General features: G+C 76.7%; 22 protein-coding genes. 17 read left to right on the top strand and 5 right to left on the bottom strand.

Going from position 1 to position 23,404, the window contains the following annotated elements; genetic code table 11:
* Positions 1-31 precede the first annotated feature (31 nt).
* The 13 genes from cobN (at position 32) to cobA (ending at position 17,429) form a co-directional block, all read left to right on the top strand.
* Positions 32-3,700 (top strand): cobaltochelatase subunit CobN, encoded by a 3,669-nt coding sequence (cobN, locus tag AC5RWQ_RS06270; RefSeq protein WP_494281776.1) that lies wholly within the window; start codon positions 32-34, stop codon positions 3,698-3,700.
* A gap of 29 nt (positions 3,701-3,729) precedes the next feature.
* A complete protein-coding gene (locus tag AC5RWQ_RS06265) occupies positions 3,730-6,030 on the top strand; it encodes a VWA domain-containing protein (protein WP_494282027.1) in 2,301 nt (766 codons plus the stop codon).
* 18 nt (positions 6,031-6,048) lie between these two features.
* Positions 6,049-6,660, top strand: a complete 612-nt coding sequence (gene cobO, locus AC5RWQ_RS06260; protein WP_334494167.1) for a cob(I)yrinic acid a,c-diamide adenosyltransferase — start codon at positions 6,049-6,051, stop codon at positions 6,658-6,660.
* Positions 6,661-6,758: 98 nt separating this feature from the next.
* The gene (locus tag AC5RWQ_RS06255) at positions 6,759-8,096 is read left to right on the top strand and encodes a cobyrinic acid a,c-diamide synthase CobB (RefSeq protein WP_494282026.1); all 1,338 of its coding nucleotides are present in this window, start codon (positions 6,759-6,761) and stop codon (positions 8,094-8,096) included.
* The gene (cobI, locus tag AC5RWQ_RS06250) at positions 8,093-8,842 is read left to right on the top strand and encodes a precorrin-2 C(20)-methyltransferase (protein WP_494281775.1); all 750 of its coding nucleotides are present in this window, start codon (positions 8,093-8,095) and stop codon (positions 8,840-8,842) included. Before AC5RWQ_RS06255 ends, cobI begins: the two co-directional genes overlap by 4 nt.
* Entirely contained in the window at positions 8,839-9,663 is an 825-nt protein-coding gene (gene cobM / locus AC5RWQ_RS06245) for a precorrin-4 C(11)-methyltransferase (RefSeq protein ID WP_494281774.1), read from the top strand. The genes cobI and cobM overlap by 4 nt, the downstream gene beginning before the upstream one ends.
* Positions 9,660-10,805, top strand: coding sequence for a cobalt-precorrin-5B (C(1))-methyltransferase (locus AC5RWQ_RS06240; protein WP_494281773.1), 1,146 nt, complete (start codon positions 9,660-9,662; stop codon positions 10,803-10,805). Before cobM ends, AC5RWQ_RS06240 begins: the two co-directional genes overlap by 4 nt.
* Positions 10,802-12,118 carry a precorrin-6y C5,15-methyltransferase (decarboxylating) subunit CbiE gene (gene cbiE / locus AC5RWQ_RS06235; protein WP_494281772.1) on the top strand — a complete coding sequence of 439 codons (1,317 nt, stop codon included), beginning with the start codon at positions 10,802-10,804 and terminating at the stop codon, positions 12,116-12,118. Before AC5RWQ_RS06240 ends, cbiE begins: the two co-directional genes overlap by 4 nt.
* Positions 12,115-13,851, top strand: coding sequence for a precorrin-3B C(17)-methyltransferase (gene cobJ / locus AC5RWQ_RS06230; RefSeq protein ID WP_494281771.1), 1,737 nt, complete (start codon positions 12,115-12,117; stop codon positions 13,849-13,851). Before cbiE ends, cobJ begins: the two co-directional genes overlap by 4 nt.
* On the top strand, positions 13,848-14,078 hold the full coding sequence (locus AC5RWQ_RS06225) for a ferredoxin family protein (protein ID WP_494281770.1): 231 nt from the start codon (positions 13,848-13,850) through the stop codon (positions 14,076-14,078). Before cobJ ends, AC5RWQ_RS06225 begins: the two co-directional genes overlap by 4 nt.
* Positions 14,075-15,151, top strand: coding sequence for a HoxN/HupN/NixA family nickel/cobalt transporter (locus tag AC5RWQ_RS06220; protein WP_494281769.1), 1,077 nt, complete (start codon positions 14,075-14,077; stop codon positions 15,149-15,151). The genes AC5RWQ_RS06225 and AC5RWQ_RS06220 overlap by 4 nt, the downstream gene beginning before the upstream one ends.
* A 44-nt stretch (positions 15,152-15,195) precedes the next feature.
* Positions 15,196-15,789, top strand: a complete 594-nt coding sequence (locus tag AC5RWQ_RS06215; RefSeq protein ID WP_494281768.1) for a precorrin-8X methylmutase — start codon at positions 15,196-15,198, stop codon at positions 15,787-15,789.
* A complete protein-coding gene (gene cobA / locus AC5RWQ_RS06210; protein ID WP_494281767.1) occupies positions 15,786-17,429 on the top strand; it encodes a uroporphyrinogen-III C-methyltransferase in 1,644 nt (547 codons plus the stop codon). Before AC5RWQ_RS06215 ends, cobA begins: the two co-directional genes overlap by 4 nt.
* A gap of 137 nt (positions 17,430-17,566) precedes the next feature.
* Here the strand turns inward: cobA and AC5RWQ_RS06205 are convergent, their stop codons facing one another.
* From AC5RWQ_RS06205 to AC5RWQ_RS06190, 4 genes are all read right to left on the bottom strand, one after another.
* Positions 17,567-17,971, bottom strand: a complete 405-nt coding sequence (locus AC5RWQ_RS06205; protein WP_334490360.1) for a hypothetical protein — start codon at positions 17,969-17,971, stop codon at positions 17,567-17,569.
* Between the two features lie 183 nt (positions 17,972-18,154).
* Entirely contained in the window at positions 18,155-18,517 is a 363-nt protein-coding gene (gene crcB, locus AC5RWQ_RS06200) for a fluoride efflux transporter CrcB (RefSeq protein WP_334490359.1), read from the bottom strand.
* A complete protein-coding gene (locus AC5RWQ_RS06195; RefSeq protein ID WP_494281766.1) occupies positions 18,514-19,002 on the bottom strand; it encodes a FluC/FEX family fluoride channel in 489 nt (162 codons plus the stop codon). The genes crcB and AC5RWQ_RS06195 overlap by 4 nt, the downstream gene beginning before the upstream one ends.
* Before the next feature lie 177 nt (positions 19,003-19,179).
* Positions 19,180-19,443, bottom strand: a complete 264-nt coding sequence (locus AC5RWQ_RS06190; protein ID WP_494281765.1) for a hypothetical protein — start codon at positions 19,441-19,443, stop codon at positions 19,180-19,182.
* Between the two features lie 9 nt (positions 19,444-19,452).
* Here AC5RWQ_RS06190 and AC5RWQ_RS06185 point away from each other — a divergent pair, with 9 nt between their 5' ends.
* Both AC5RWQ_RS06185 and AC5RWQ_RS06180 read left to right on the top strand, forming a co-directional pair.
* Entirely contained in the window at positions 19,453-19,734 is a 282-nt protein-coding gene (locus AC5RWQ_RS06185; RefSeq protein ID WP_494281764.1) for a MarR family winged helix-turn-helix transcriptional regulator, read from the top strand.
* A 162-nt stretch (positions 19,735-19,896) separates the two neighbouring features.
* Complete coding sequence (locus tag AC5RWQ_RS06180; RefSeq protein WP_494281763.1) at positions 19,897-20,334, top strand: DUF6766 family protein; 438 nt, start codon at positions 19,897-19,899, stop codon at positions 20,332-20,334.
* A 62-nt stretch (positions 20,335-20,396) separates the two neighbouring features.
* Here the strand turns inward: AC5RWQ_RS06180 and AC5RWQ_RS06175 are convergent, their stop codons facing one another.
* Positions 20,397-21,479, bottom strand: coding sequence for a hypothetical protein (locus AC5RWQ_RS06175; protein WP_494281762.1), 1,083 nt, complete (start codon positions 21,477-21,479; stop codon positions 20,397-20,399).
* Between the two features lie 173 nt (positions 21,480-21,652).
* On the opposite strand from AC5RWQ_RS06175, the gene paaK reads away from it, so the two are divergent.
* Both paaK and paaI read left to right on the top strand, forming a co-directional pair.
* The gene (gene paaK / locus AC5RWQ_RS06170) at positions 21,653-22,960 is read left to right on the top strand and encodes a phenylacetate--CoA ligase PaaK (RefSeq protein WP_494281761.1); all 1,308 of its coding nucleotides are present in this window, start codon (positions 21,653-21,655) and stop codon (positions 22,958-22,960) included.
* Positions 22,961-23,009: 49 nt separating this feature from the next.
* Complete coding sequence (gene paaI, locus AC5RWQ_RS06165) at positions 23,010-23,390, top strand: hydroxyphenylacetyl-CoA thioesterase PaaI (RefSeq protein ID WP_494281760.1); 381 nt, start codon at positions 23,010-23,012, stop codon at positions 23,388-23,390.
* Positions 23,391-23,404 lie beyond the last annotated feature (14 nt).

Below are 23,404 nucleotides of genomic sequence, written 5' to 3'. Positions count from 1 at the left end.
GCGACATGGGCGTTACTCTCCGGAGTCATCCGTGCGCATCCTGCTGCTCTCCACCGCCGACACCGACCTCCTCGCCGCACGGGCCAGCGCCGCCGACTACCGGCTGGCCAACCCGGCGCGGGTCGGCGTGGCCGCCGTGCCGGCGCTGCTCGACGGGGTGGACCTGGCCGTCGTACGGCTGCTCGGTGGCCGGCAGGCCTGGCCGGAGGGCCTGGCCGCGGTGCTCGCCTCCGGGGTGCCGACGGTGGTCCTCGGCGGCGAGGCGGCGCCGGACGCCGAGCTGATGGCGGCGTCCACGGTCGCCTCCGGGGTGGTCACCGAGGCGCTGCGCTACCTGGCCGAGGGGGGACCGGCGAACCTCACCGAGCTGGCCCGGTTCCTCTCCGACACGGTGCTGCTCACCGGCGAGGGCTTCGCTCCGCCCGCGCCCACCCCGCCGTACGGCGTCCTCGGCGACCGACCGGGGGTCGACGGGCGGCCCACCGTGGGCATCGTCTTGTACCGGGCGCACGCGCTGGCCGGGAACACCGCCTTCGTCGAGACCCTGGCCGACGCGGTCACCGCCGCCGGCGGGCACCCGCTGCCGATCTTCTGCGGGTCGCTGCGGGGGCTCGCCCCCGGCACCGGGCCGCTCGACCTCTTCGCCCGCTGCGACGTCCTCGTCGTCACCATGCTCGCCGCCGGCGGCACCGTGGCCGCCGACGCCTCCGGCGGGGGCGACGAGGACGCCTGGGACGTCGGCGCGCTCGCCGCCCTGGACGTGCCGATCGTCCAGGCGCTCTGCCTGACCAGCACCCGGGCCCAGTGGGCCGGCAGCGACGCCGGACTGTCCCCGCTGGACGCGGCGATGCAGGTGGCCATCCCCGAGTTCGACGGCCGGATCGTCACCGTGCCGTTCTCGTTCAAGCGGATCGACGCCGACGGGCTCTCGGTCTACGAGCCCGACCCGGAGCGGGCCGCCCGGGTCGCCTCGATCGCGGTCCGTCAGGCCCGGCTGCGGCACGTGCCGAACGCCGAGAAGCGGCTCGCGGTCGTGCTCAGCTCGTACCCGACCAGGCACTCCCGGGTCGGCAACGCCGTCGGGCTGGACACCCCCGCCTCGGCGGTCCGCCTGTTCGCCGCCCTCGCCGACGCCGGGTGGTACCTCGGCGACGGCCCGCTCCCGACCGACGGCGACGCGCTGATCCACGCGCTGATCGCCGCCGGCGGGCACGACATCGAGTGGCTCACCGTGGAACAGCTCGCCGCCGCCGAGGCCCGGGTGCCGGGGGAGACCTACCGGCGCTGGTTCGCCCAGGTGCCCGCGCCGCTGCGGGAGCGGATGACCGAGCACTGGGGCCAGCCGCCCGGCGCGCTCTACACCGACGGCGGGGACGTCGTGCTGGCCGGACTGCGCTTCGGCAACGTCACCCTGCTGATCCAGCCGCCGCGCGGTTTCGGGGAGAACCCGGTCGCCATCTACCACGACCCCGACCTGCCGCCCAGCCACCACTACCTGGCCGCGTACCGCTGGCTGGCCGCGCCGGTCGCCGACGGCGGCTTCGGCGCGGACGCCGTGGTCCACCTCGGCAAGCACGGCACCCTGGAGTGGCTGCCCGGCAAGGGCCTCGGGTTGGCCGCGGATTGCGCCCCCGACGCCGTCCTCGGCGACCTGCCGCTGGTCTACCCGTTCATCGTCAACGACCCCGGCGAGGGCACCCAGGCCAAGCGCCGCGCGCACGCCGTGGTGGTCGACCACCTGGTGCCGCCGATGGCCCGCGCCGAAACCTACGGCGACCTGGCGAAACTCGAACAGCTGCTTGACGAGTACGCCACCGTGCAGGCGCTCGATCCGGCCAAGGCGCCCACCGTGCAGGCGCAGATCTGGCAGCTCGTCCGGGCCGCCGAACTCCACCACGACCTGCACACCGACGACATGCCCGCGGCCGAGGACTTCGACGAGTTCGTGCTGCACCTCGACGGGTACCTCTGCGAGGTCAAGGACGTGCAGATCCGCGACGGCCTGCACATCCTCGCCGAGGCGCCCACCGGCGAGGCCCGGGTCAACCTCGTCCTCGCCGTGCTGCGCGCCCCGCAGGTCTGGGGCGGCGCCCGCGCGCTGCCCGGCCTGCGCCAGGCGCTCGCCGCCAGCGTCGGCCTCGACGAGCAGGAGCTGCTCGCCACGCCCGGCGAGCGGGTCGCCGTGCCGGAGACGCTGACCGAGGTGGTGGACGGGCCGGCGGCCACGGCCGCCGACGCGGTCGACCTGATCGAGGCCCTCGCCCGGCGGTTGGTCGTCGGCATGGAGACCCTCGGCTGGGACGAGTCCACGGTCGACTCCGTCGTCGCGGAGGTGGCCGGCCGGCCGATCCCGGACGCCGTCGAGGTGCTGCGCTTCGCCGCCCGCGAGGTGGTGCCCCGCCTCGACCGGACCACCGACGAGATCGACCGGGTGCTCGGCGCGCTCGACGGCCGCTTCGTGCCGCCCGGGCCGTCCGGCTCGCCCACCCGGGGACTGGTCAACGTGCTCCCCACCGGCCGGAACTTCTACTCCGTCGACCCGAAGGCGATCCCCAGCCGCAACGCCTGGGACGTCGGGGTGGCCCTCGCGGACTCGCTGCTCGCCCGGCACCTCGCCGACACCGGGGAATATCCACGGTCGGTCGGGCTGACCGTCTGGGGCACCAGCGCCATGCGCACCCAGGGCGACGACATCGCCGAGGTGCTCGCGCTGATCGGCTGCCGTCCGGTCTGGGACGACCGGTCCCGCCGGGTCACCGGCGTCGAGGTGGTGCCGCTGGCCGAGCTGGGCCGCCCCCGGGTCGACGTCACCGTCCGCATCTCCGGCTTCTTCCGGGACGCCTTCCCGCACGTCGTCGCCCTCATCGACGACGCGGTACGGCAGGTCGCCGCCCTCGACGAGCCCGCCGACGACAACTACGTCCGGGCCCATGTGGACGCCGACGTCGCCGAGCACGGCGACGAACGCCGGGCCACCGCCCGGATCTTCGGCTCCAAGCCCGGGGCGTACGGGGCGGGGCTGCTGCCGCTCATCGACGCCCGGAACTGGCGCACCGACGCCGACCTCGCCGAGGTGTACGCCGTCTGGGGCGGCTACGCGTACGGCCGGGGCCTGGACGGGCGGGAGGCGCGCGTCGACATGGAACGGTCCTTCGCCCGGATCGCGGTGGCCGCCAAGAACCAGGACACCCGCGAGCACGACATCGTCGACTCCGACGACTATTTCCAGTACCACGGCGGGATGGTGGCGATGGTCCGCCACCTCACCGGCACGGCCCCCGCCGCGTACGTGGGGGACTCGGCGATGCCGCACGACGTGCGGACCCGCACCCTCGGCGAGGAGACCCGGCGGGTGTTCCGGGCCCGGGTGGTCAACCCGCGCTGGATCGCCGCGATGCGGCGGCACGGCTACAAGGGCGCCTTCGAGCTGGCCGCGACCGTGGACTACCTCTTCGGCTACGACGCCACCGCCGGCGTCGTCGACGACTGGATGTACGAGCACCTCGCCGAGGCGTACCTCTTCGACCCGGAGACCCGGGAGTTCCTGGAGCGCGCCAACCCGTGGGCGCTGCGCGGCATCACCGAACGCCTGCTGGAGGCCGCCGACCGCGGGCTCTGGGCGGCGCCCGAGCCGGCCACCCTGGACCGGCTCCGCGAGACGTACCTGGCCAGCGAGGGTGACCTGGAGGACGTGCAGTGACCAGTTATCCCTTCTCCGCGGTGCTCGGCATGGACGACATGCGGCTCGCCCTGCTGCTCAACGCGGTCAGCCCGGCGATCGGCGGGGTGCTCGTGCGGGGCGAGAAGGGCACCGCCAAGTCCACCGCCGTGCGGGCCCTCGCCGGCCTGCTGCCCCCGGTCGACCGGGTGGCCGGCTGCCGGTTCGCCTGCGACCCCGCCGCGCCCGACCCGGCCTGCCCGGACGGCCCGCACCCGGCGGGCCCGCCGGCCGAGACCCGCCCGGCCCGCCTGGTCGAGCTGCCGGTCGGCGCCGCCGAGGACCGGGTGGTCGGCTCGCTGGACCTCGAGCAGGCCCTCGGTGCGGGGGTCCGCGCCTACGAGCCCGGGCTGCTCGCCGCCGCCCACCGCGGCCTGCTCTACGTCGACGAGGTCAACCTGCTCCACGACCACCTGGTCGACCTGCTCCTGGACGCCGCCGCGATGGGCCGCTGCCACGTCGAGCGGGAGGGCGTCTCGGTCAGCCACGCCGCCCGGTTCCTGCTGGTCGGCACGATGAACCCGGAGGAGGGGGAGCTGCGTCCGCAGCTGCTGGACCGGTTCGGGCTCACCGTCGAGGTGGCCGCCAGCCGCGACCCGGCCGTCCGGGTCGAGGTGGTCCGCCGCCGACTGGCCGCCGACGCCGACCCGGCCGGCTTCGCCGCCCGCTGGGCCGACGCCGACGCCGAGGTGGCCCGCCGGGTCGCCACCGCCCGCCGCCGTGTCGACGGGGTACGGCTGCCCGACGCCGCGCTGCGGCAGATCGCCGAGGTCTGCGCCGCGTTCGACGTGGACGGCATGCGCGCCGACATCGTCACCGCCCGCACCGCGGTGGCGCACGCCGCCTGGGAGGGTCGGGACCGGGTCACCGCCGCCGACGTCCGGGTGGCCGCCCGGCTCGCCCTGCCGCACCGGCGCCGCCGCGACCCCTTCGACACCCCGGGGCTGGACGAGAAGGTCCTGGACGAGGCGCTGCACCGGGCCCAGGAGGCGCACCCCGACGAGGACCCGCCGGACGACGACCCGCCCGGCGGCGGGCCGGGCGGCGGTGGGCCGGCCGGCGGCCCCGGTGGCGGTGACCCCGCCGGCGGGGCGGAGGCCGACCAGCGCCCCGGTGGACCCGAGCGGTCCGGCGGGGCCGGGTCCCCGGGAACGTCCCGGGCACACACCGGACCGGAAGCCGCTCCGGCCGACGGTCGGGCCGGGCGGGACGGCAGCGGCAACGGTGGCTCGTCCGGCGAGAGCGGGTCGGACGGCACCCCCGACGCCTGGTCGGCCGGCGGCGTCGGCGGCTGGCCGGACCGGGCCGGCGACCGCTCCGGCGCGGGCCGCGACAGCAGGCCCGACAGCAGGCCCGACAGCAGGCCCGACAGCAGGCCCGACAGCAGGCCCGACAGCAGGCCCGATGGCAGGCCCGATGGCAGGCCCGATGGCAGGCCTGATGGCAGGCCCGACGGGCGGCCCGGCCGCCCGGGCGACCCGACCGGGGACCGGACGACCGGCGGGCAGCCGGTGGCCGTACCCCGAGGTGGGTTGAAGGCCCGACTGCTCACCGCGCCCGGCGTCGGCGAGGGCGTGCCCGGGCGGCGGTCCCGGGCGCGGACCGGGCGGGGCGGGACCACCGGCTCCCGGATCCCCTCCGGGCGGCCCGGCGCGCTGCACCTGCCGGCGACGCTGCGGGCCGCCGCGCCCCGGCAGGCAGGCCGGGGCCGGGTCGACGGGCCGGTCCGGCTGCGCCGCGACGACCTGCGCGAGGCGGTCCGCGAGGGGCGCGAGGGCAACCTGGTGCTCTTCCTGGTCGACGCGAGTGGGTCGATGGGCGCCCGGAGCCGGATGTCCGCGGTCAAGGGGGCGGTGCTCGCCCTCCTCACCGACGCCTACCAGCGTCGGGACAAGGTGGCCGTGATCGCCTTCCGGGGTGCCGGCGCGCGGACCCTGCTGCCGGCCACCTCCTCCGTCCTGGCCGCCTCCACCCGGCTGGCCGAGCTGCCCACCGGCGGGCGCACCCCGCTCGCCGAGGGGCTGCTCGCCGCCGCCGACCTGCTCCGGGTGGAGCGGCTGCGCGACCCGCGCCGCCGCCCGCTGGTGCTGGTCGTCACCGACGGCCGGGCCACCGCCGGCCACCGCCCGCTGGACCGGGCCGCCCGCGCCGCGGCCGTGCTGCACGGCACCGGCGCACCCTGCGTCGTCGTCGACTGCGAGTCGGGGCCGGTCCGCCTCGGCCTGGCCCGCCGGCTGGCCGGGCAGCTGCGCGCCGACCACCACCCCCTCGACCGGGTCACCACCGACCCGCTCGTCCACCTCGCCACCTAAGGACAGGAGCGCCGCCTGATGCCGCAGGGAAAGCCTTCGCAGGTACCCGCCGACGGATTGACCACCCGGCAGCGGCGGCACCGGCCGCTGACCATCGTCCACACCGGGCAGATGAAGGGGAAGTCGACGGCGGCGTTCGGGCTGGCCCTGCGCGCGTGGACCGCCGGGCTGCCGGTCGGGGTGTTCCAGTTCGTCAAGAGCGCCAAGTGGCGGGTGGGCGAGGAGAACGCCTTCCGCGCCCTCGGCGAGGTGCACGAGCGCACCGGGCAGGGCGCCCCGGTGGCCTGGCACAAGATGGGCGAGGGCTGGTCCTGGATCCAGCGCGGCGGCGAGGCCGACCACGCCGCCGACGCTCTGGAGGGCTGGCGGCAGATCCAGCGCGACCTGGCCGCGCAGCGCTACGGCCTCTACGTCCTCGACGAGTTCACCTACCCGATGAAGTGGGGCTGGGTGGACACCGACGAGGTCGTCGCCACCCTGGCCGACCGGCCGGGCTTCCAGCACGTGGTGATCACCGGCCGGGACGCCGACCCCCGGCTGGTCGAGGCCGCCGATCTGGTCGCCGAGCTGACCAAGGTGAAGCACCCGATGGACGCCGGCCAGAAGGGCCAGCGGGGGATCGAATGGTGACCCCCGGCCGTCGCCACGACCCGCGCCGCCCCGACGGCCGCACCGCGCCGGCCGCGCGTCCCACCCCGCCGGAGTCCGCCCCCGGCGAGGCGTGGGCGCTGCCCCGGCTGGTGGTGGCCGCCCCGGCCAGCGGGCACGGGAAGACCACCGTGGCCACCGGGCTGCTCGCCGCGCTGCGCCGCCGCGGGCTGACCGTCAGCCCGCACAAGGTCGGCCCCGACTACATCGACCCCGGCTACCACGCCCTCGCCGCCGGCCGGCCCGGCCGCAACCTCGACCCGTGGCTGGTCGGCGAGGACCGGATCGCGCCGCTGCTGCGGCACGGCGCCAGCGTCCCCACCCCCGCCGACGTCGCCGTCGTCGAGGGGGTGATGGGGCTGCACGACGGCGCGGTCGGCCGCGGGGCGTACGCCTCCACCGCGCACGTCGCCCGGCTGATCGCCGCGCCCGTGCTGCTGGTGCTCGACACCACCGCGCAGGGCCGCTCGGCCGCCGCGCTGGTGCTCGGCATGCGCGCCTTCGACGCGGGGGTGCGGATCGGCGGGGTGATCCTCAACCGGGTCGGCTCGCCCCGGCACGAACGGCTGCTGCGCGATGCGCTCGCCGAGGTGGGCGTGCCGGTGCTCGGGGCGGTCACCCGCGCCGCCGAGGTCGCCGCGCCGTCGCGGCACCTCGGGCTGGTGCCGGTCGCCGAGCGGGCGCCGGAGTCCCTCGCCGTCGTCGCCGCGCTCGCCGAGCTGGTCGAGTCCACCGTGGACCTGGATGCCGTGCTCGAGCTGGCCGGCACCGCGCCGCCGCTGACCGCCCCGGCGTGGGATCCGGTGGCCGCCGTCGGTGGGCCCGCCGGGGGGAACCGTCCGGTCGTCGCGGTCGCCGGTGGTCCGGCCTTCACCTTCTCGTACGCCGAGACCGCCGAGCTGCTCGCCGCGGCCGGCGCGGACGTGCTGACCGTCGACCCGCTGCGTGACCCGGCCCTGCCCGCCGGCACCCGGGCCGTGGTGATCGGCGGCGGCTTCCCCGAGGTGCACGCCGACGCGCTCGCCGGGAACACCGCGCTCCGCGCCGAACTGGCCGGCTTCGACGGCCCGATCGTGGCCGAGTGCGCCGGCCTGCTCTACCTGGGCCGCTCCCTCGACGGGGTGCCGATGTGCGGGCGGCTCGACCACACCGCCGCGATGACCGGGCGGCTCACCCTCGGCTACCGCGACGCGGTCGCCGTCACCGACAGCCCGGCGCACCCCGCCGGCCAGCTGGTACGTGGACACGAGTTCCACCGCACCGCGACCGACCCGGGGCACGGTGACCGGCCGGCCTGGCGCTTCGACGGCGCCGAGCACGGCTTCGTCGACGACCGGGTGCACGCCTCCTACCTGCACACCCACTGGGCCGGCCAACCGTGGGCCGCCCGCCGGCTGGTCGAGGCGGCGAGCCGGTGAGCGCCGTCCTCACCGGGGTCGGCGTCGGGCCGGGCGACCCGGAGCTGCTCACCCTGAAGGCGGTCCGGGTGCTGGGCGAGGCCGACGTGGTCTTCGTACCCGTGATGGACCGGTTCGCCGCGGCCGGCGACGCGCCCCCGGGCCGGGCCGAGTCCACGGTGCTCGCGCACGTGGCGGCGGACCGGCTGCGCCGGCTGCCGTTCGCCCTCGACGACCGGGGCGGGGTGACCGCCCGCCGTGAGCGGGCCTGGGACGCCGCCGCCCACGCGGTGGTCGAGGCGGTCGACGGCGGCGCCCGGGCGGTCGCGTTCGCCACCATCGGCGACCCGAACGTCTACTCCACCTTCGGCTACCTCGCCCACGGCGTCCGCGCGGCGCGCCCGCAGGTCGAGGTCCGCACGGTGCCCGGCGTCACCGCCATGCAGGAGCTGTCGGCCCGCAGCGGCGTCCCGCTCTGCGAGGGGCGCGAGCCGCTGACCCTGCTCCCGGCCACCGCCGGCCTGGCGCTCTTCGCCGACGCGCTCGCCGGGCCGGGCACGGTCGTCGCCTACAAGGGCTGGCGGCGGCACCCGGAGCTGGTCGGTGAGCTGCGCCGGCAGGGCCGGCTCGGCGACGCCGTGCTCGGCCGCGCGCTCGGCCTGCCCGGCGAGCGGGTCGGGCCGGTGGACGCCGCCGACGATGACCTGCCGTACCTGTCGACGCTGCTGGTCCCGGCCCGCCGGGACCGGCGGGGAGGAAAGCTGTGACCGGAAAAGTGTGGTTCGTCGGGGCCGGGCCGGGCGCGGCCGACCTGCTCACCCTGCGCGCCGCCCGGGTGATCGCCGAGGCCGGCGTGGTGATCTGGGCGGCCAGCCTGGTGCACGCCGACGTGCTCGCCCACGCCCGCCCCGATGCGGAGATCGTCGACTCGTCGCAGCTGCCCATCGAGGGGGTGCTGCCGCTCTACCGGCGGGCCGCTGCCGAGGGGCTGACCGTGGCCCGGATCCACTCCGGCGACCCGGCGCTCTGGGGCGCGGTGCAGGAACAGCTCGACCTGTGCCGGGGGCTCGACCTGGCGGTGGAGATCGTGCCCGGGGTCTCCTCGTTCACCGCCGTGGCGGCGATCGTCGGCCGGGAGCTGACCATCCCCGAGGTGGCCCAGTCGGTGATCCTCACCCGGCTCGAGGGCGGCAAGACGCCGATGCCGGCGGGGGAGCGGGTCCGCGACTTCGCCCGGCACGGCACCACCATGGCGCTCTTCCTCTCCGCCGCCCGCTCCGGGCAGGCGCAGGCCGAGCTGCTCGCCGGCGGCTACCCGGCGGACACCCCGGTGGTGGTGGCGTACCAGGCGACCTGGCCGGACGAGCTGGTGGTCCGCTGCACGCTCGGCGAGCTGGAGGCCACCGTCAAGGAGCACCGGCTCTGGAAGCACACCCTCTTCCTGGTCGGTCCGGCGCTCGCCGCCACCGGCACCCGCTCGCACCTGTACCACCCCGGGCACTTCCACACCTTCCGCAGGGCCGAGCCGACCGCCCGCGCCGAACTGCGCCGCGCCCGCGCTACCGGATCGGGGGACGGCCCGCGATGACGTACGCCGAGCCGCCGCTGCGCGAGCCGGACCTGCCGCGTACCGCGAAGGTCCGGCCCACCGCGCTGCGTACCGGCTGGACCACCGGCGCGTGCGCGACGGCGGCGGCCAAGGCGGCGGTGACCGCGCTGGTCACCGGCGTGCCGCAGCACGAGGTGGAGATCGGGCTGCCGGCCGGTCGGCGGGTCACCTTCGCGGTGGCCCGCTGCGACCTGGATCCCGCGCGGCGGGCCGAGGCGGTGGTGGTCAAGGACGCCGGCGACGACCCGGACGTCACCCACGGCGCGGAGCTGACCGCCACCGTGGACTGGCGGGACCCACCCGGGCTGCGGCTCGACGGCGGGCCCGGCGTCGGCACGGTCACCAGGCCGGGGCTCGGCCTGGCCGTCGGCGGGCCGGCGATCAACGAGACCCCCCGCCGGATGATCGGCCAGGCCGTCGCCGAGGTGGTCGACCTGACCGAGGTCGGCGTCCGGGTGGTGATCAGCGTGCCGCGCGGCGAGCTCATGGCCCGCAAGACCACCAATCGGCGGCTCGGCATCCTCGGCGGCATCTCCATCCTCGGCACCACCGGGATCGTCCGGCCGTTCTCCACCGCCTCCTGGCGGGCCAGCGTGGTGCAGGCGGTGCACGTGATGGCCGCGCAGGGGGAGCGGACCGTGGTGCTCTGCACGGGTGGGCGTACCGAGCGGGCCGCCCGGGCGCTCCTGCCCGAGCTGCCCGAGGTCTGCTTCGTCGAGGTCGGCGACTTCACCGGGGCGGCGGTCACCGCCGCGGTCGGCGACGGGATGACCGGGGTGGTCTTCGTCGGGATGGCCGGCAAGCTGGCCAAGCTCGCCGCCGGCATCCTGATGACCCACTACACCCGGTCCAGGGTGGACCTCTCGCTGCTCGGCGCGGTCACCGCCGAGGCCGGCGGCGACGCCGACCTGGTCGCGGCGGTCGCGGCGGCGAACACCGGGCGGCACGCGTACGAGCTGTGGGAGGCCGCCGGGCTGCTCGGCCCCGCCGGTGACCTGCTCTGCCAGCGGGTCCGCCAGGTGCTGCACCGCTTCGCCGGTGCGGCGGTCGACGTGGACGTGGCCATGGTGGACTTCGCCGGCGCCCGGGTCGTCGCCTCCTCGGGCCGGTGGACGGCATGACCGCGCCGCCGCCGCCCACCGCCGGGGCGGTCCCGACCGCGCCCGCCGCCGCGCCGCTGACCGTGCTGGGGATGGACACGGCCGGCCGGCCGCCCGGCCCGGAGGCGGGGACCGCGCTGGCCGCCGGCCGGCTGGTCGTCGGCGCGGCCCGGCACCTGGCCGGCGTGCCCGTGCCGGCCGGGGCGGCCACCGTGGTGCTCGGGCCGCTCGCCCCCGCGCTGGAGCGGATCGCCGCCGCCGTGGCCGCCGGGGCACCGGTCGTCGTACTGGCCAGCGGTGACCCCGGCCTGTTCGGGATCGTCCGCCGGCTGCGCGCGGCCGGGCTGGCGCCCCGGGTGCTGCCGGCGGTCTCCAGCGTCGCCGCCGCGTTCGCCCGGGCCGGGCTGGACTGGGACGGCGCGGCCGTGGTCACCGCGCACGGACGGGACCCCGGCCCCGCGCTCAACGCCTGCCGGGCGCTGCCCCTGGTCGCGGTGCTCACCGCGCCCGGCGCCGGGGCGGCCGAGATCGGCGCCGGGCTGGCCGGCTGGTCCCGCCGGCTGGTGGTGGCCGAGCAGTTGGGCACCACCGCCGAGCGGGTCACCTGGACCACCCCGGAGCAGGCCGCCGGTCGGGCCTGGGCCGACCCGCACGTGCTGCTCAGCCTCGCCCCCGACGTGGCCCCGACCGTCGCGCCGCCGGCCGGCGTCCCGGCCGGGGCCACCGCCTCGGGCGGCCGCCCGGCGGTCGGCGGGATGCGCGCCGACGACCAGCCCGCCGCCGCGCCCGCCGGCGGCTGGGCGCTGCCCGAGTCCGCGTACGCCCACCGGGACTCGATGATCACCAAGGCGGAGGTCCGCGCGCTCGCGGTCGCCCGGCTCCGCCCCCGGCTGGGTCGGCTGGTCTGGGACGTCGGCGCGGGCAGCGGGTCCGTCGGCATCGAGTGCGCCCTGCTCGGCGCCGCGGTGATCGCCGTCGAGCGCGACCCGGACGCCCCGATCGCCGCCAACGCCGCGCGGCACGCCGTCGACGTACGGGTCGTCACCGGCGCCGCCCCCGACGCGCTGCGCGGGCTGCCCGACCCGGACGCCGCCTTCGTCGGCGGCGGCGGCACCGACGTGCTCGCCGCCGTGGCGGCCCGCCGCCCCGCCCGGGTGGTCGTCACCCTCGCCGCCCTGGACCGGGTCGCGCCCGCGGTGCACCTGCTCCGGGACGCCGGCTACACGGTCGAGGGCAGCCAACTCGCCGCCGCCCGCCTCGCCGACCTGCCCGGCGGGTCGATCCGGCTCGCCGCCACCAACCCTGTCGTCATCCTCACCGGGGAGCGCCCGTGACGTCCGTACACCCCGCCTACCCACCCCGGATCGGACTGGTCGCGGCCACCGCCGCCGGCCGGCGGCACGCCCGTACCCTCGCCGCCGGCTGGCCGCACGCCCGCCTCGTCGAGGGACCCGGCGTCGCCGACGCGCTGCGCACCGCCTGGGCGGAGTGCGACGCTGTCGTCGCGTTCCTGGCCACCGGGGCGGTGGTCCGGATCCTCGCCCCGCTGCTCGACGACAAGCGGACCGACCCGGCCGTGGTAGTGGTGGACGAGGCCGCCCGGCACGCGGTCGCGCTGCTCGGCGGGCACGCCGGGGGCGCCAACGCCCTCGCCGCCGAGGTCGGCGCGCTGCTCGACGCCCGGCCCGTGGTCACCACCGCCACCGACGCGGTCGACCTGCCCGGACTGGACACCCTCGGCTGGCCGGTCGAGGGGGCGGTGGCGGCGGTCTCCCGGGCGATCCTCGACGGCGAGCCGGTCCGGCTGGTCGCCGACGCCACCTGGCCGCTGCCGGCCCTGCCGGAGAACGTCCGCCCCGAGCCGGAGTCAGCCGGTGCCGCTGGGGAGGGCAGCGCCGACCGGGGCTGGCGGCTGCTGGTAACCGACCGGGTGGTGCCGGTCGACGACCGGACCGCCGTGCTGCGACCACCGTCCCTGGTCGCCGGGGTCGGCTCGAGCCGAGGCGTACCGGCCGCCGAGGTGGCCGGGCTGCTGCACCGGGCGCTCGCCTACGCGGGGCTGAGCGCGGCGAGCCTGCGCTGCCTGGCGAGCGTCGACCTGAAGGCCGACGAGGCGGGCATCGTGGACACCGCCCGCGCCCTCGGCGTACCCCTGACGACCCGGACCGCGGCGCAGCTCGCCGCGGTCGACGTGCCACACCCCAGCGAGGTGGTCCGGGCCGCGGTCGGCACCCCGAGCGTCGCGGAGGCCGCGGCCCTGTACGGCGGCGGCACCCTGCTGGTGCCGAAGACCGCCTCGGCGATGGCCACCGTCGCGGTCGCCCGGCACGCCCCGCGCGGCCGGCTGGCCGTGGTCGGGCTGGGTCCCGGCGCGGCCGACCTGCGCACCCCGCGGGCGGTCGCCGAGCTGCGCCGCGCCGCCGTGGTCGTCGGCCTCGACCAGTACGTCGACCAGGTCCGTGACCTGCTGCGGCCGGGCACCCGGGTGCTCGCCAGCGGGCTCGGCGCGGAGGAGGAACGGGCCCGCGCGGCGGTCACCGAGGCCACCGCCGGGCACGCCGTCGCGCTGATCGGCTCCGGCGACGCCGGGGTGTACGCGATGGCCAGCCCGGCGCTGGACCACGCCGACGAGCGGATCGACGTGGTCGGGGTGCCCGGGGTGACCGCCGGGCTGGCCGCGTCCGCGCTGCTCGGCGCGCCGCTCGGGCACGACCACGTCTACCTGAGCCTGTCGGACCTGCACACCCCGTGGGAAGTGATCGCCCGGCGGGTCGCCGCCGCCGCCGAGGGCGACCTGGTGGCGCTGCTCTACAACCCGCGCAGCCGGGCCCGGGACTGGCAGCTCGGCGCCGCGCTGACCACCTTCGCCGCGCACCGGCCGCCGGACACCCCGGTCGGCGTGGTGCGCAACGCCAGCCGCCCCGACGAGCGGGTGCACCTGGCCACCCTGGCCACCCTCGACCCGACGGTGGTCGACATGTACAGCGTGGTGGTGGTCGGCAGCTCGCAGACCCGGATGGTCGCCGGCCGCATGGTCACCCCGCGCGGCTACCGGTGGCGCGGATGACCGCCGCCGCGCCCGTGACCATCGACGCCTGCCAGGGCTGCGGCGCCTGCCTGCTCACCTGCCCCACGCACGCGATCCGGCCCGTCCCCGGCGGGCTGGCCGTCCGCGCCGAGGCGTGCACCGGCTGCCTGGAGTGCCTGGAGATCTGCCCGGTCGACGCCATCCGCGTCACCGGTACCGGCGCGGCACCGCCCGCCGACCACCTTGAATCCGGAGGAGAGCGATGACTTCGAACTCGACCGCTGCCGTGCCCGACGGGCGGTGGAGCCGAGCCGAGCGGGTACGTCTCGGCGGCGTCGTGGCCGCCGTGGCCGCCCTGCACGTCGCCGGCTGGAGCCTCTACCTGTACTTCGGCGACCAGCCCGCCGCCGCCGGCGGGCTGGCCGGCGCGGGCACCCTGGCGTACGTGCTGGGGATGCGGCACGCCTTCGACGCCGATCACATCGCGGCCATCGACGACACCACCCGGCTGATGCTGCTGCGCGGCCGGCGTCCGGTGGGCGTCGGGTTCTTCTTCGCCCTCGGGCACAGCGCGGTGGTGCTGCTGCTGGCCCTGGTGATCGGGCTCGCCTCGGCCAGCATGACCGAGCAGGGCCTGGCCGGCGTCCGCGAGGTCGGGGCCGTGATCGCCGCGGCCACCGCCACCGCCTTCCTGCTGCTGGTGGCGGTCCTCAACGCGGTGGTGCTGGTCGGCCTGGCCCGGCTCTGGCAGCGGCTGCGCGCCGGCGCGCTGGACGCGTCCGAACTGGAACTGCTGCTGCTCAACCGGGGGCTGATGAACCGGATCCTCGGCTCGCGGGCCCGCTCCCTGGTCCGCTCCTCCTGGCACATGGCCCCGGTCGGCTTCCTCTTCGGCCTGGGCCTGGAGACCGCCAGCGAGGTCACCCTGCTGTCCCTGTCGGCCAGCACCGCCGCCGCCGGTGGCCTGCCGGTGCTGGCCCTGCTCACCCTGCCGCTGCTCTTCGCCGCCGGGATGTCCGCCATGGACACCGCGGACAGCCTGCTGATGACCCGCGCCTACTCGTGGGCGTACCGGGTCCCGGCCCGGCGGCTCTGGTACAACCTGGCCACCACCGGGATGACCGTGCTGGTCGGCGGGCTCGTCGCCAGCGTCTACCTGGCCGGCCTGCTGGTCGACCGGTTCGGGGTGACCGCACTGTCCGGGTACGCCTCGATCGCCGACCACTTCGAGCAGCTCGGCTACGCGGTGGTGGGGATCTTCGTGGCCGCCTGGGTCGGCGCGGTGGCGCTGTGGAAGCTGCTCGGCCACGACCGCCGGTACGGGCAGGTGGCGTCGTGAGCGCGGTCCTGCGAGCCCCGCAGTCGCGAACCGGGGGTGGCCCAATGACCCGGGTGGTGCACCCGATCGAGGAGGAGTCCTACCGGATCCTGCGCGGTCGGGTCGACCTGGGCCACCTGCCGCCGCTGACCCGCGCGGTCACCGAGCGGGTGGTGCACGCCAGCGCCGACCTGGCCTACGTCACCGACCTGGTCTGCGACGAGCCGGCGCTGCAACGGGGGCTGGCGGCGCTGCGCGCCGGCGCGCCGATCGTCACCGACGTGTGGATGGTCGCCGCCGGCATCACCCGCGCCGGCCGGGAGATCGTCTGCCCGGTCGCCGAGCCGGCCGCCGTCGCGCTCGCCCACGAGGCCGGACTGACCCGCTCCGCCGCGGCCGTCCGGATCGCCCTGGGCCGGGTCGGACCGGGCGCGGTCTGGGTGGTCGGCTGCGCGCCGACCGCGCTGGTCGAACTGATCACCCTGGACGCGGCGCCGGCCCTGGTGGTCGGGCTGCCGGTCGGCTTCGTCGGCGCCGCCGAGTCCAAGGCGGCGCTGCGGGCCAGCGGCCTGCCCGCCGTGTCCAACGTCGGCGAGAAGGGCGGCTCGGCGGTCGCCGCCGCAGCCCTGAACGCCCTGCTCTACCTGGAGGAATCATGACCGCGCTGGTCATCGTCGGCCACGGCACCCGCAGCGCCGCCGGGGTCGACCAGTTCGCCGCGCTCGTCGACCGGGTCCGCCGCCGCGCGACCGGCACGGCCGGCGACGTCGAGGGCGGCTTCATCGAGCTGTCCCGCCCGCCGCTCACCGACGCGGTCGGCGCGCTCGTCGCGCGCGGCCACCGGAACCTGGTGGCGCTGCCCCTGGTGCTGGCCGCCGCTGGGCACGGCAAGGGCGACATCCCGGCCGCGATGGCCCGCGAGCAGGAGCGCCACCCCGGCCTGACTTACCGCTACGGCCGCCCGCTCGGCCCGCACCCGCTGCTGCACGCCGCGCTTCAGGAGCGGATCGATGCGGCCCTGGCCGGCGACGACCGGGCCGGCACCTGGGTGGCGCTGATCGGCCGGGGCTCCACCGACCCGGACGCCAACGCCGAGGTCGCCAAGGTGGCCCGGCTGCTCTGGGAGGGCCGGGGCTACGCCGGCGTCGAACCGGGCTTCATCTCGCTCGCCGAGCCGTCCGTGCCGGCGGTGCTGGACCGGCTGCGCCGCCTCGGCGCCCGGCGGATCGTGGTCGCGCCGTACTTCCTCTTCGCCGGGATCCTGCCGGACCGGATCGTCGCCCAGTCCGGGGACTTCGCCGCCGCCCACCCCGACCTGGACGTCCGGGTGGCCGACCTGATCGGCGACTGCGACGCCCTCGCCGACCTGGTCCTCGAGCGGCACGCGGAGGCGCTGCGCGGGGACATCCGGATGAACTGCGACACCTGCGCGTACCGGGTGCTGATGCCCGGCTTCGCCGACAAGGTGGGGCGGCCGCAGACCCCGCACGACCACCCCGACGACCCGGTCGGCGGCCACCACCACCATCACCATCATCACGAGCCCGCGTTGCGCCCGGGGCAGGTGGCCATCGTGGGTGGCGGCCCCGGCCCCGACGACCTGATCACCGTGCGCGGCAGGGCGATGCTCGACGCCGCCGACGTGGTGGTCGCCGACCGGCTCGCCCCGCAGGGCCTGCTCGCCGGGCTGCGCCCGGGCGTGCTGGTGGTCGACGCGGCAAAGGTGCCCCGGGGCCCGTCGGTCGGTCAGGACACCATCAACGACGCCCTGGTCGACCACGCCCGCGCCGGGAAGCGGGTGGTCCGGCTCAAGGGCGGCGACCCGTACGTCTTCGGTCGCGGCCACGAGGAGGTCCAGGCCTGCGCCGCCGCCGGGGTTGAGACGGTGCTGGTCCCCGGGGTGAGCAGCGCGGTCGCCGCGCCCGCCCTGGCCGGCGTGCCGGTCACCCACCGGGGTGTCGCGCACGACGTCACCGTGGTCTCCGGGCACCTGCCTCCGGAGCATCCCGGGTCGCTGGTGGAGTGGGCGGCGCTGGGCCGCTCCCGGGGGACGCTGGTGCTGCTGATGGCGGTCGACACCATCGGCCGGATCGCCGAGACGCTGATGGCCGGGGGCCGCGCGGCGGACACCCCGGTGCTGATGGTGCAGGACGCCGGGCACCCCGGGCAGCGGTCGCTGCCGACCACGCTGGACGAGGTGGGCGAGGTGGCCGCCCGGGAGGGCGTCCGGCCGCCGGCGGTCTTCGTCGTCGGGCCGGTGGTGGCCCTCGCCCCGGTCGCGGCGGTCGGCGCGGGCTGAGCCGCCGCGGGCTGAGCTGCCGCGGGCTGGGCCGGCGCGGGTTGGGCCGGCGCGGGTTGGGCCGGCGCGGGCTGGGCCGGCGCGGGCTGGGCCGGGCGGCCCGTCCGAGCAGCGCGACGCCCCGCACTCGGGGCCGGTCAGAGCAGGGCGACACCGAGCAGGACGGCTCCGAGGCTCAGGCTCACGCCACCGGCGACGGTGAGCCAGATGAGCCTGTTCGGCCGGGTGTCGGTGGGGCGGGGGACCGAGAGGAAGAAGCCCAGCGGCATGAGGATCGGCGCGGCGACCAGCAGCGTCCGGATCAGCGTACGCATCCCGTCCGACGCCTCGGCCTGGTCGAGGTAGGGCAGGGCGACCAGGACGAGAATGACCAGCACCCCGGCGTGCGCGTGGCCGGCCGTCCACAGCCCCCGCCGGACCGGGTTGTCCAGGTAGCCGGGCCTGTTTCGGGCCAGGTGGATGAGGAGGGTCAGCCCGCCGTACGCGACCGCGACGACGGTGATCAGCAGGATTCCCGCGGTGGTGCGTGTGTCCGATGACAACGTCGTCTCCGTCTCGTCGCCGTTCCCGCTGCCTGGCGGGCATCACTGGGTCAACAGCCCGACCCCGCGTCACGTCACGCTCCACCTGCTCCGCACCGGCGTGGCGTCGAGCGGGCACGGGTGCCCCGTCGACCGGGATCGGGTGCCGGGCTCGTCGGGCGCCGCCTCCGGGCGGTCGACGGATCAGCCGGTCGCGGCCCGCGCCAGCGCGTAGCCGAGGCTCGCCGCGGCCAGCCCGGCGACCACGCTGAGCAGCACGTTGGCCAGTGCGGCGAGCCGGTTGCCGTCGCGGGTCAGCCGGAGCGTCTCGTACCCGAAGGTGGACCAGGTGGTCAGCGCGCCGCAGAAACCGGTGCCCAGCACGGCGGTGACGGCCGGTCCGGCTGGCACGCCGACGAGCGCCCCGAGCAGCAGCGAGCCGGCGACGTTGACGGTGAGCGTGCCCCAGGGCAGGACCGAGTCGTGCCGGGCCTGCACGGCCCGGTCGGTCAGGTAGCGCAGCGGGGCGCCCAGCGCCGCCCCCAGCGCGATCAGCAGCACCGTCACCGGCCGCCTCCCGCCCGGCCGAGCAGCCGGTTGGCGACGCTGTCGCCGGCCGCGACCGCCAGCAGCCCGCCCAGCAGGGTGGCCGCCAGGTACGCCAGCGCGGTGCCCGGCGCGTCGGCCGCCACGGCCAGCCGGACGTCCACCACGTACGCGGAGAAGGTGGTGAAGCCGCCGAGGATCCCGACGCCGAGGAACGGGCGGGTCAACGGGGCGACGCGACGCCGGCCGATCACGGCCATCAGCACCCCGATGAGCAGGCAGCCGGTGACGTTGACGGCGAAGGTGGCCCACGGGAACCCGCCCGGGGGGTGCGGCAGGGCGGTCTGGACGCCGGCCCGGGCCAGCGCGCCGAGCACCCCGCCGGCCGCGATGGCACCGAGCACCGCCGCCGGGTGCGCGGGCAGCTCGCCCCGGTCGGCGGGTACGTGCAGGTCGACGTCGGGGTCGACCCGGCGCGGTGCCGGTTCGGTCACCTGTCCTCCCACCAGTACGCGGTCACTGGCAGGGACCGTCGGCGCGGTGTGCGCGGTTCTCCCGGTCGGCGCCGGGACGGTGGGCCCCACCACCGGATCCGACCGCGAGCATAGTCGGGCCCGCCGTCGGCCGATCCTGGTCCGCCGACCGCGTCGACCGGGCCCCTGCGTTCCGTCGCGTGGGGACCGTCAGGCCGCGGTGGCGGCCAGGTCGCGGTCCTCGGTGCGGACGGCCTCCCGACGGCGGGCGAGCCGGGCGGCGGCGAGCAGGACGCCGAGGCCGGCCAGGGTGAGCCCGGCGCCGGCCCAGATCGGCGAGGTGTAGCCGAGCCCGGCGCTGATGGTGACCCCGCCGATCCAGGCGCCCAGCGCGTTGCCGAGGTTGAAGGCGGCGATGTTGGCGCCGGAGGCCAGGGTCGGGGCCTGGTGGGCGACGCGCTCTCCCGGCAGCACGGCTGGCACATGCGGATGCGGCAGCTGGCCCGTGCCGCCGCGCTCTCGGGCAGCGCCACCACCCGGCTGGTCACCCGGCTGGAGGAGCGCGGCCTGCTCACCCGGATCCTCTGCCAGGACGACCGGCGGGGCATCTACACCGAGCTGACCCCGGCCGGCTCGGAGCTGCTCGCCCGGGCCCGGCCCACCCACGACCGGGTCCTCGCCGACGCCCTCACCGAGGGTGAGCGCACTCCCGAGCTGGCGCCACTGGTGGCCGCGCTGCACCGGCTGCCCGCGCCCGCCCGCTGACCTTCCGCCCGACTCCACCGCCGCTGATCAGGCGCCCAGCCGCAGCCGCCCGGTTGCGTCGATTCGGTGGGCGGGGCCGCCGGTCGCCGGCTGCGTCGTTTTGGCCCGCTCCCGCCGGGGCACATCCCGCCGCGAGAAACATGCGTCGAGAGGGGGTTCGTGATGGTGGCAGGCAGCACCTCGGCCGGGACGCGGGCGTCGAACGGTCGCTCCGCGAAGGGATCCACCGGCGCCGCGCGCCGGCCCGACGGGCCACCGTTCCGCAAGCCGCGCTGGCCGAAGGCGTACGCGTTCGCGCTGGTCACCGGCGCGCTCTTCGTCTTCTCCTGGATCGGCCAGTTCTTTTTCCAGATGGTCGTGGAGAGCAACGAGGCCAGCCAGCACGGGCAGTCCTTCGCCTGGAGCGAGTTCCTGCCCCAGTTCCTCGCCAGCACCCTGGAGAACTGGCAGTCGGAGTTCCTCCAGCTGATCTGGCAGGCCGCCGGGCTGGCGCTCTTCTACTACTGGGGTTCGTCGCAGTCCCGCGAGTCCGACGAGCGCATCGAGGCCAAGCTCGACGCGTTGCTGCGCGAGCGGAACCTGGACCCGGAGAACCCGTGACGGTCTGAGCGCGTACCCCCTCCGGGCCGCAGGGGGCGGCCCCGGCGGGGTACGCGTGCGGCTCAGGCGGTGCCGCGGGGCGCCGGGTCGGCCGGCAGCGGCCGGGTGGCCAGCCCGCCGAGCAGCGCACCCTCGATCGCGGTCAGCGTGACGATGCCGCCGGACACCTCGGGCGTCCAGCCGATCCCGTCAACCAGGGCCAGGCCCGCCAGGTGCCCGCCCCAGACCAGCGCGGCGAAGACCGCGCCGGCGATCGGCAGCCGCAGCGTCGCGTCCGGGCCGCGCACCGCGTCGAGCCGGACCAGCACCAGGTCGACCACGGCGGCGCCGACCACGGCGGTCACCGCGGCCCACGCCTGCGGCCCGGGAAACTCGAACATCACCATGCAGAACAGCGCCACCCCGGCGACCAGCGCGGTCGCCGCGCCCGGGGTCGCCCGCCGCCGGTGGGCCAGCAGGAACGGCGCGCCGAGCGCCACCGTGCTGACCAGGTACGCGTCGACGCCGAGGATGGCCGCCTGCTGGAACCCGTCCGGGCCGATCGGGCGGGTGGCGGCGGCGCTGAGGAAGGCGGTGGAGTGGCTGAGCAGGATGGTCGTCGCCATCGCGCCGAGCGTCAGCGAGGCCACCCCGGTGCATGACCGCAGGCCCCCCTCCCGGCTTGCCCACCACGACCGCAGCGGGCTGGTCAGCAGCAGCACGGCGCCACCGTCGATGAGCAGGTGGCTGGGGCTGAACGCCGCGTCCAGGCCGACCTCCACCCCCAGCGTCTCGTGCCAGGTCATGTCGGCCAGGCCACCGACGAAGAAGACCATGATGCCGAGCGCGCCGACCCGGTAGCCCGCCGGCCAGCCGTCCCGCCACCAGCGGGGTGCGACGTCCCGCCGCTGGTACGCCAGCCAGCACGTCCAGGCGGCGGTGGCGGCGAACCCGGCGTACAGCAGGCCGTGCCACGGGGTGAAGAACCCCTCGATGGTCGCGACGATGTTGACGTGCGCCCACCCGTCGGAGAGCGCCCCGCCCACCAGGCACGCTCCGAACAGGACGGTGATCAGGTCGTCCCGTCGGCTCGCCGGGCGCACCTCCCGGCGCTCACGGGTCGGCGTGCCGCCGCTCGTCGCCGCTGCCATGTCGGTCCGCGTCATCGTCGCCCTCCCCGTGCCGTCGTGACTCTGCGACATTCTGCCGTGCCGGTGCGTGGCCATCGGCGGCAGGCTATCCCGTACCGCCTGAGCTGGTGGGCGACCCGGTACGGGCGTACGGTACGCACGGCGGCCGGCGTGGGTCCCGGTCGTCGGCGACGACCGCAGGAGGCATCGTGCAGGACCGCACCCCCGCGCCGGAGGAGCTGGAACCCGTCGAGCGGGTGGGCGTCGACGAGCTGCGGGCGTTGCAACTGGACCGGCTGCGCTGGTCGCTGCGGCACGCGTACGACAACGTGCCGCACTACCGCCGGGCGTTCGAGGCGCGCGGCGTGCACCCGGACGACTGCCGGGAGCTGGCCGACCTGTCCCGGTTCCCGTTCACCGGCAAGGCCGAGCTGCGGGAGAACTACCCCTTCGGCATGTTCGCCGTGCCGCGCGAGCGGATCGCCCGGCTGCACGCCTCCTCCGGCACCACCGGCCGACCCACGGTGGTCGGCTACACGAAGGAGGACCTGCGGACCTGGGCCCGGCTGATGGCCCGGTCGATCCGCGCCTCCGGCGGCCGGCCCGGCGACCGGGTGCACGTGGCGTACGGCTACGGCCTGTTCACCGGCGGGCTGGGCGCGCACTACGGCGCCGAGGAGCTGGGCTGCACGGTCATCCCGGTCTCCGGGGGGATGACCGAGCGGCAGGTGATGCTGATCCGGGACTTCGCGCCCGAGGTCATCATGGTCACCCCCAGCTACATGCTGGCCATCGTGGACGAGATGGAGCGGCAGGGCGTCGACCCGCGCGCCACCTCGCTGCAGGTCGGCATCTTCGGCGCGGAGCCGTGGACCGAGGACATGCGCCGGGAGATGGAGCAGCGCCTCGACATGCACGCGGTGGACATCTATGGCCTGTCCGAGGTGATGGGCCCCGGGGTGGCCAACGAGTGCGTGGAGACCAAGGACGGCCTGCACCTCTGGGAGGACCACTTCTACCCGGAGATCATCGACCCGGTGACCGGGGAGGTGCTGCCCGACGGTGAGCGGGGCGAACTGGTGCTGACCTCGCTGACCAAGGAGGCGATGCCGGTCGTCCGCTACCGCACCCGCGACCTCACCCGCCTGCTGCCCGGCACCGCCCGGCCGATGCGCCGGATCGAGAAGATCACCGGCCGGACCGACGACATGATGATCGTCCGTGGGGTGAACGTCTTCCCCACCCAGATCGAGGAACTCATCCTGCGTACCCCGCAGCTCTCCCCGCACTTCCAGTGCGTGCTGGACCGGCAGGGCCGGATGGACACCCTGACGGTCCGGGTGGAACGCCGCGCCGGGGTCGTCCCGGAGTCGGCCGCCCGGGCCGGCGCGGCCCTGGTCGAGCTGGTGAAGAACACCATCGGGGTGAGCATCGCGGTCGAGGTGATCGAGCCGGACGGGGTGGAGCGCTCGATGGGCAAGATGCGGCGGATCGTCGACCAGCGCCGGGCGGGTTGAGGTGGGGCGTGACGGCGCGGTGTCGCCGGGACGGACGGCGGCGCACGACATGTTCGACGCGGACGTGGCCTCCCGCGCGCTCGGCATCGAGCTGGTCGAGGCCGGCGACGGGGCGGCGGTGGCCCGGATGCGGGTCACCGCGGCGATGCTCAACGGCCACGCGATCGGCCACGGCGGCTTCGTCTTCCTGCTCGCCGACACGGCCTTCGCGCTGGCCTGCAACAGCCACGGCCCGGTCACCGTCGCCGCCGGTGGGGAGATCAGCTTCCTCCGTCCGGTCCGCGAGGGCGACCTGCTGACCGCCCGCGCCACCGAACGCACCCGCTACGGCCGCAGCGGCATCTACGACGTCACCGTCTCGCGGGGCGACGAGGTGGTGGCCGAGTTCCGGGGGCGCAGCCGTACCCTGGCCGGCCGCGAGGACGGCTGACCGCGCGGCTCCGG

It is taken from the genome of Micromonospora sp. BS32, assembly GCF_059089345.1.
Note: the sequence above shows the minus strand (reverse complement) of the source record. Positions and strands in the feature narration are given on the sequence as shown.

What these genes read in the sequence shown, in the direction of transcription:
- AC5RWQ_RS06265 (WP_494282027.1), top strand. Translation starts at nt 3,730, where the DNA reads ATGGACGACATGCGGCTCGCCCTGCTGCTCAACGCGGTCAGCCCGGCG.
- cobO (WP_334494167.1), top strand. Translation starts at nt 6,049, where the DNA reads ATGCCGCAGGGAAAGCCTTCGCAGGTACCCGCCGACGGATTGACCACC.
- AC5RWQ_RS06240 (WP_494281773.1), top strand. Translation starts at nt 9,660, where the DNA reads ATGACGTACGCCGAGCCGCCGCTGCGCGAGCCGGACCTGCCGCGTACC.
- cbiE (WP_494281772.1), top strand. Translation starts at nt 10,802, where the DNA reads ATGACCGCGCCGCCGCCGCCCACCGCCGGGGCGGTCCCGACCGCGCCC.
- AC5RWQ_RS06225 (WP_494281770.1), top strand. Translation starts at nt 13,848, where the DNA reads ATGACCGCCGCCGCGCCCGTGACCATCGACGCCTGCCAGGGCTGCGGC.
- AC5RWQ_RS06220 (WP_494281769.1), top strand. Translation starts at nt 14,075, where the DNA reads ATGACTTCGAACTCGACCGCTGCCGTGCCCGACGGGCGGTGGAGCCGA.
- AC5RWQ_RS06215 (WP_494281768.1), top strand. Translation starts at nt 15,196, where the DNA reads ATGACCCGGGTGGTGCACCCGATCGAGGAGGAGTCCTACCGGATCCTG.
- cobA (WP_494281767.1), top strand. Translation starts at nt 15,786, where the DNA reads ATGACCGCGCTGGTCATCGTCGGCCACGGCACCCGCAGCGCCGCCGGG.
- AC5RWQ_RS06185 (WP_494281764.1), top strand. Translation starts at nt 19,453, where the DNA reads ATGCGGATGCGGCAGCTGGCCCGTGCCGCCGCGCTCTCGGGCAGCGCC.
- AC5RWQ_RS06180 (WP_494281763.1), top strand. Translation starts at nt 19,897, where the DNA reads ATGGTGGCAGGCAGCACCTCGGCCGGGACGCGGGCGTCGAACGGTCGC.
- AC5RWQ_RS06175 (WP_494281762.1), bottom strand. Translation starts at nt 21,479, where the DNA reads ATGACGCGGACCGACATGGCAGCGGCGACGAGCGGCGGCACGCCGACC.
- paaI (WP_494281760.1), top strand. Translation starts at nt 23,010, where the DNA reads ATGTTCGACGCGGACGTGGCCTCCCGCGCGCTCGGCATCGAGCTGGTC.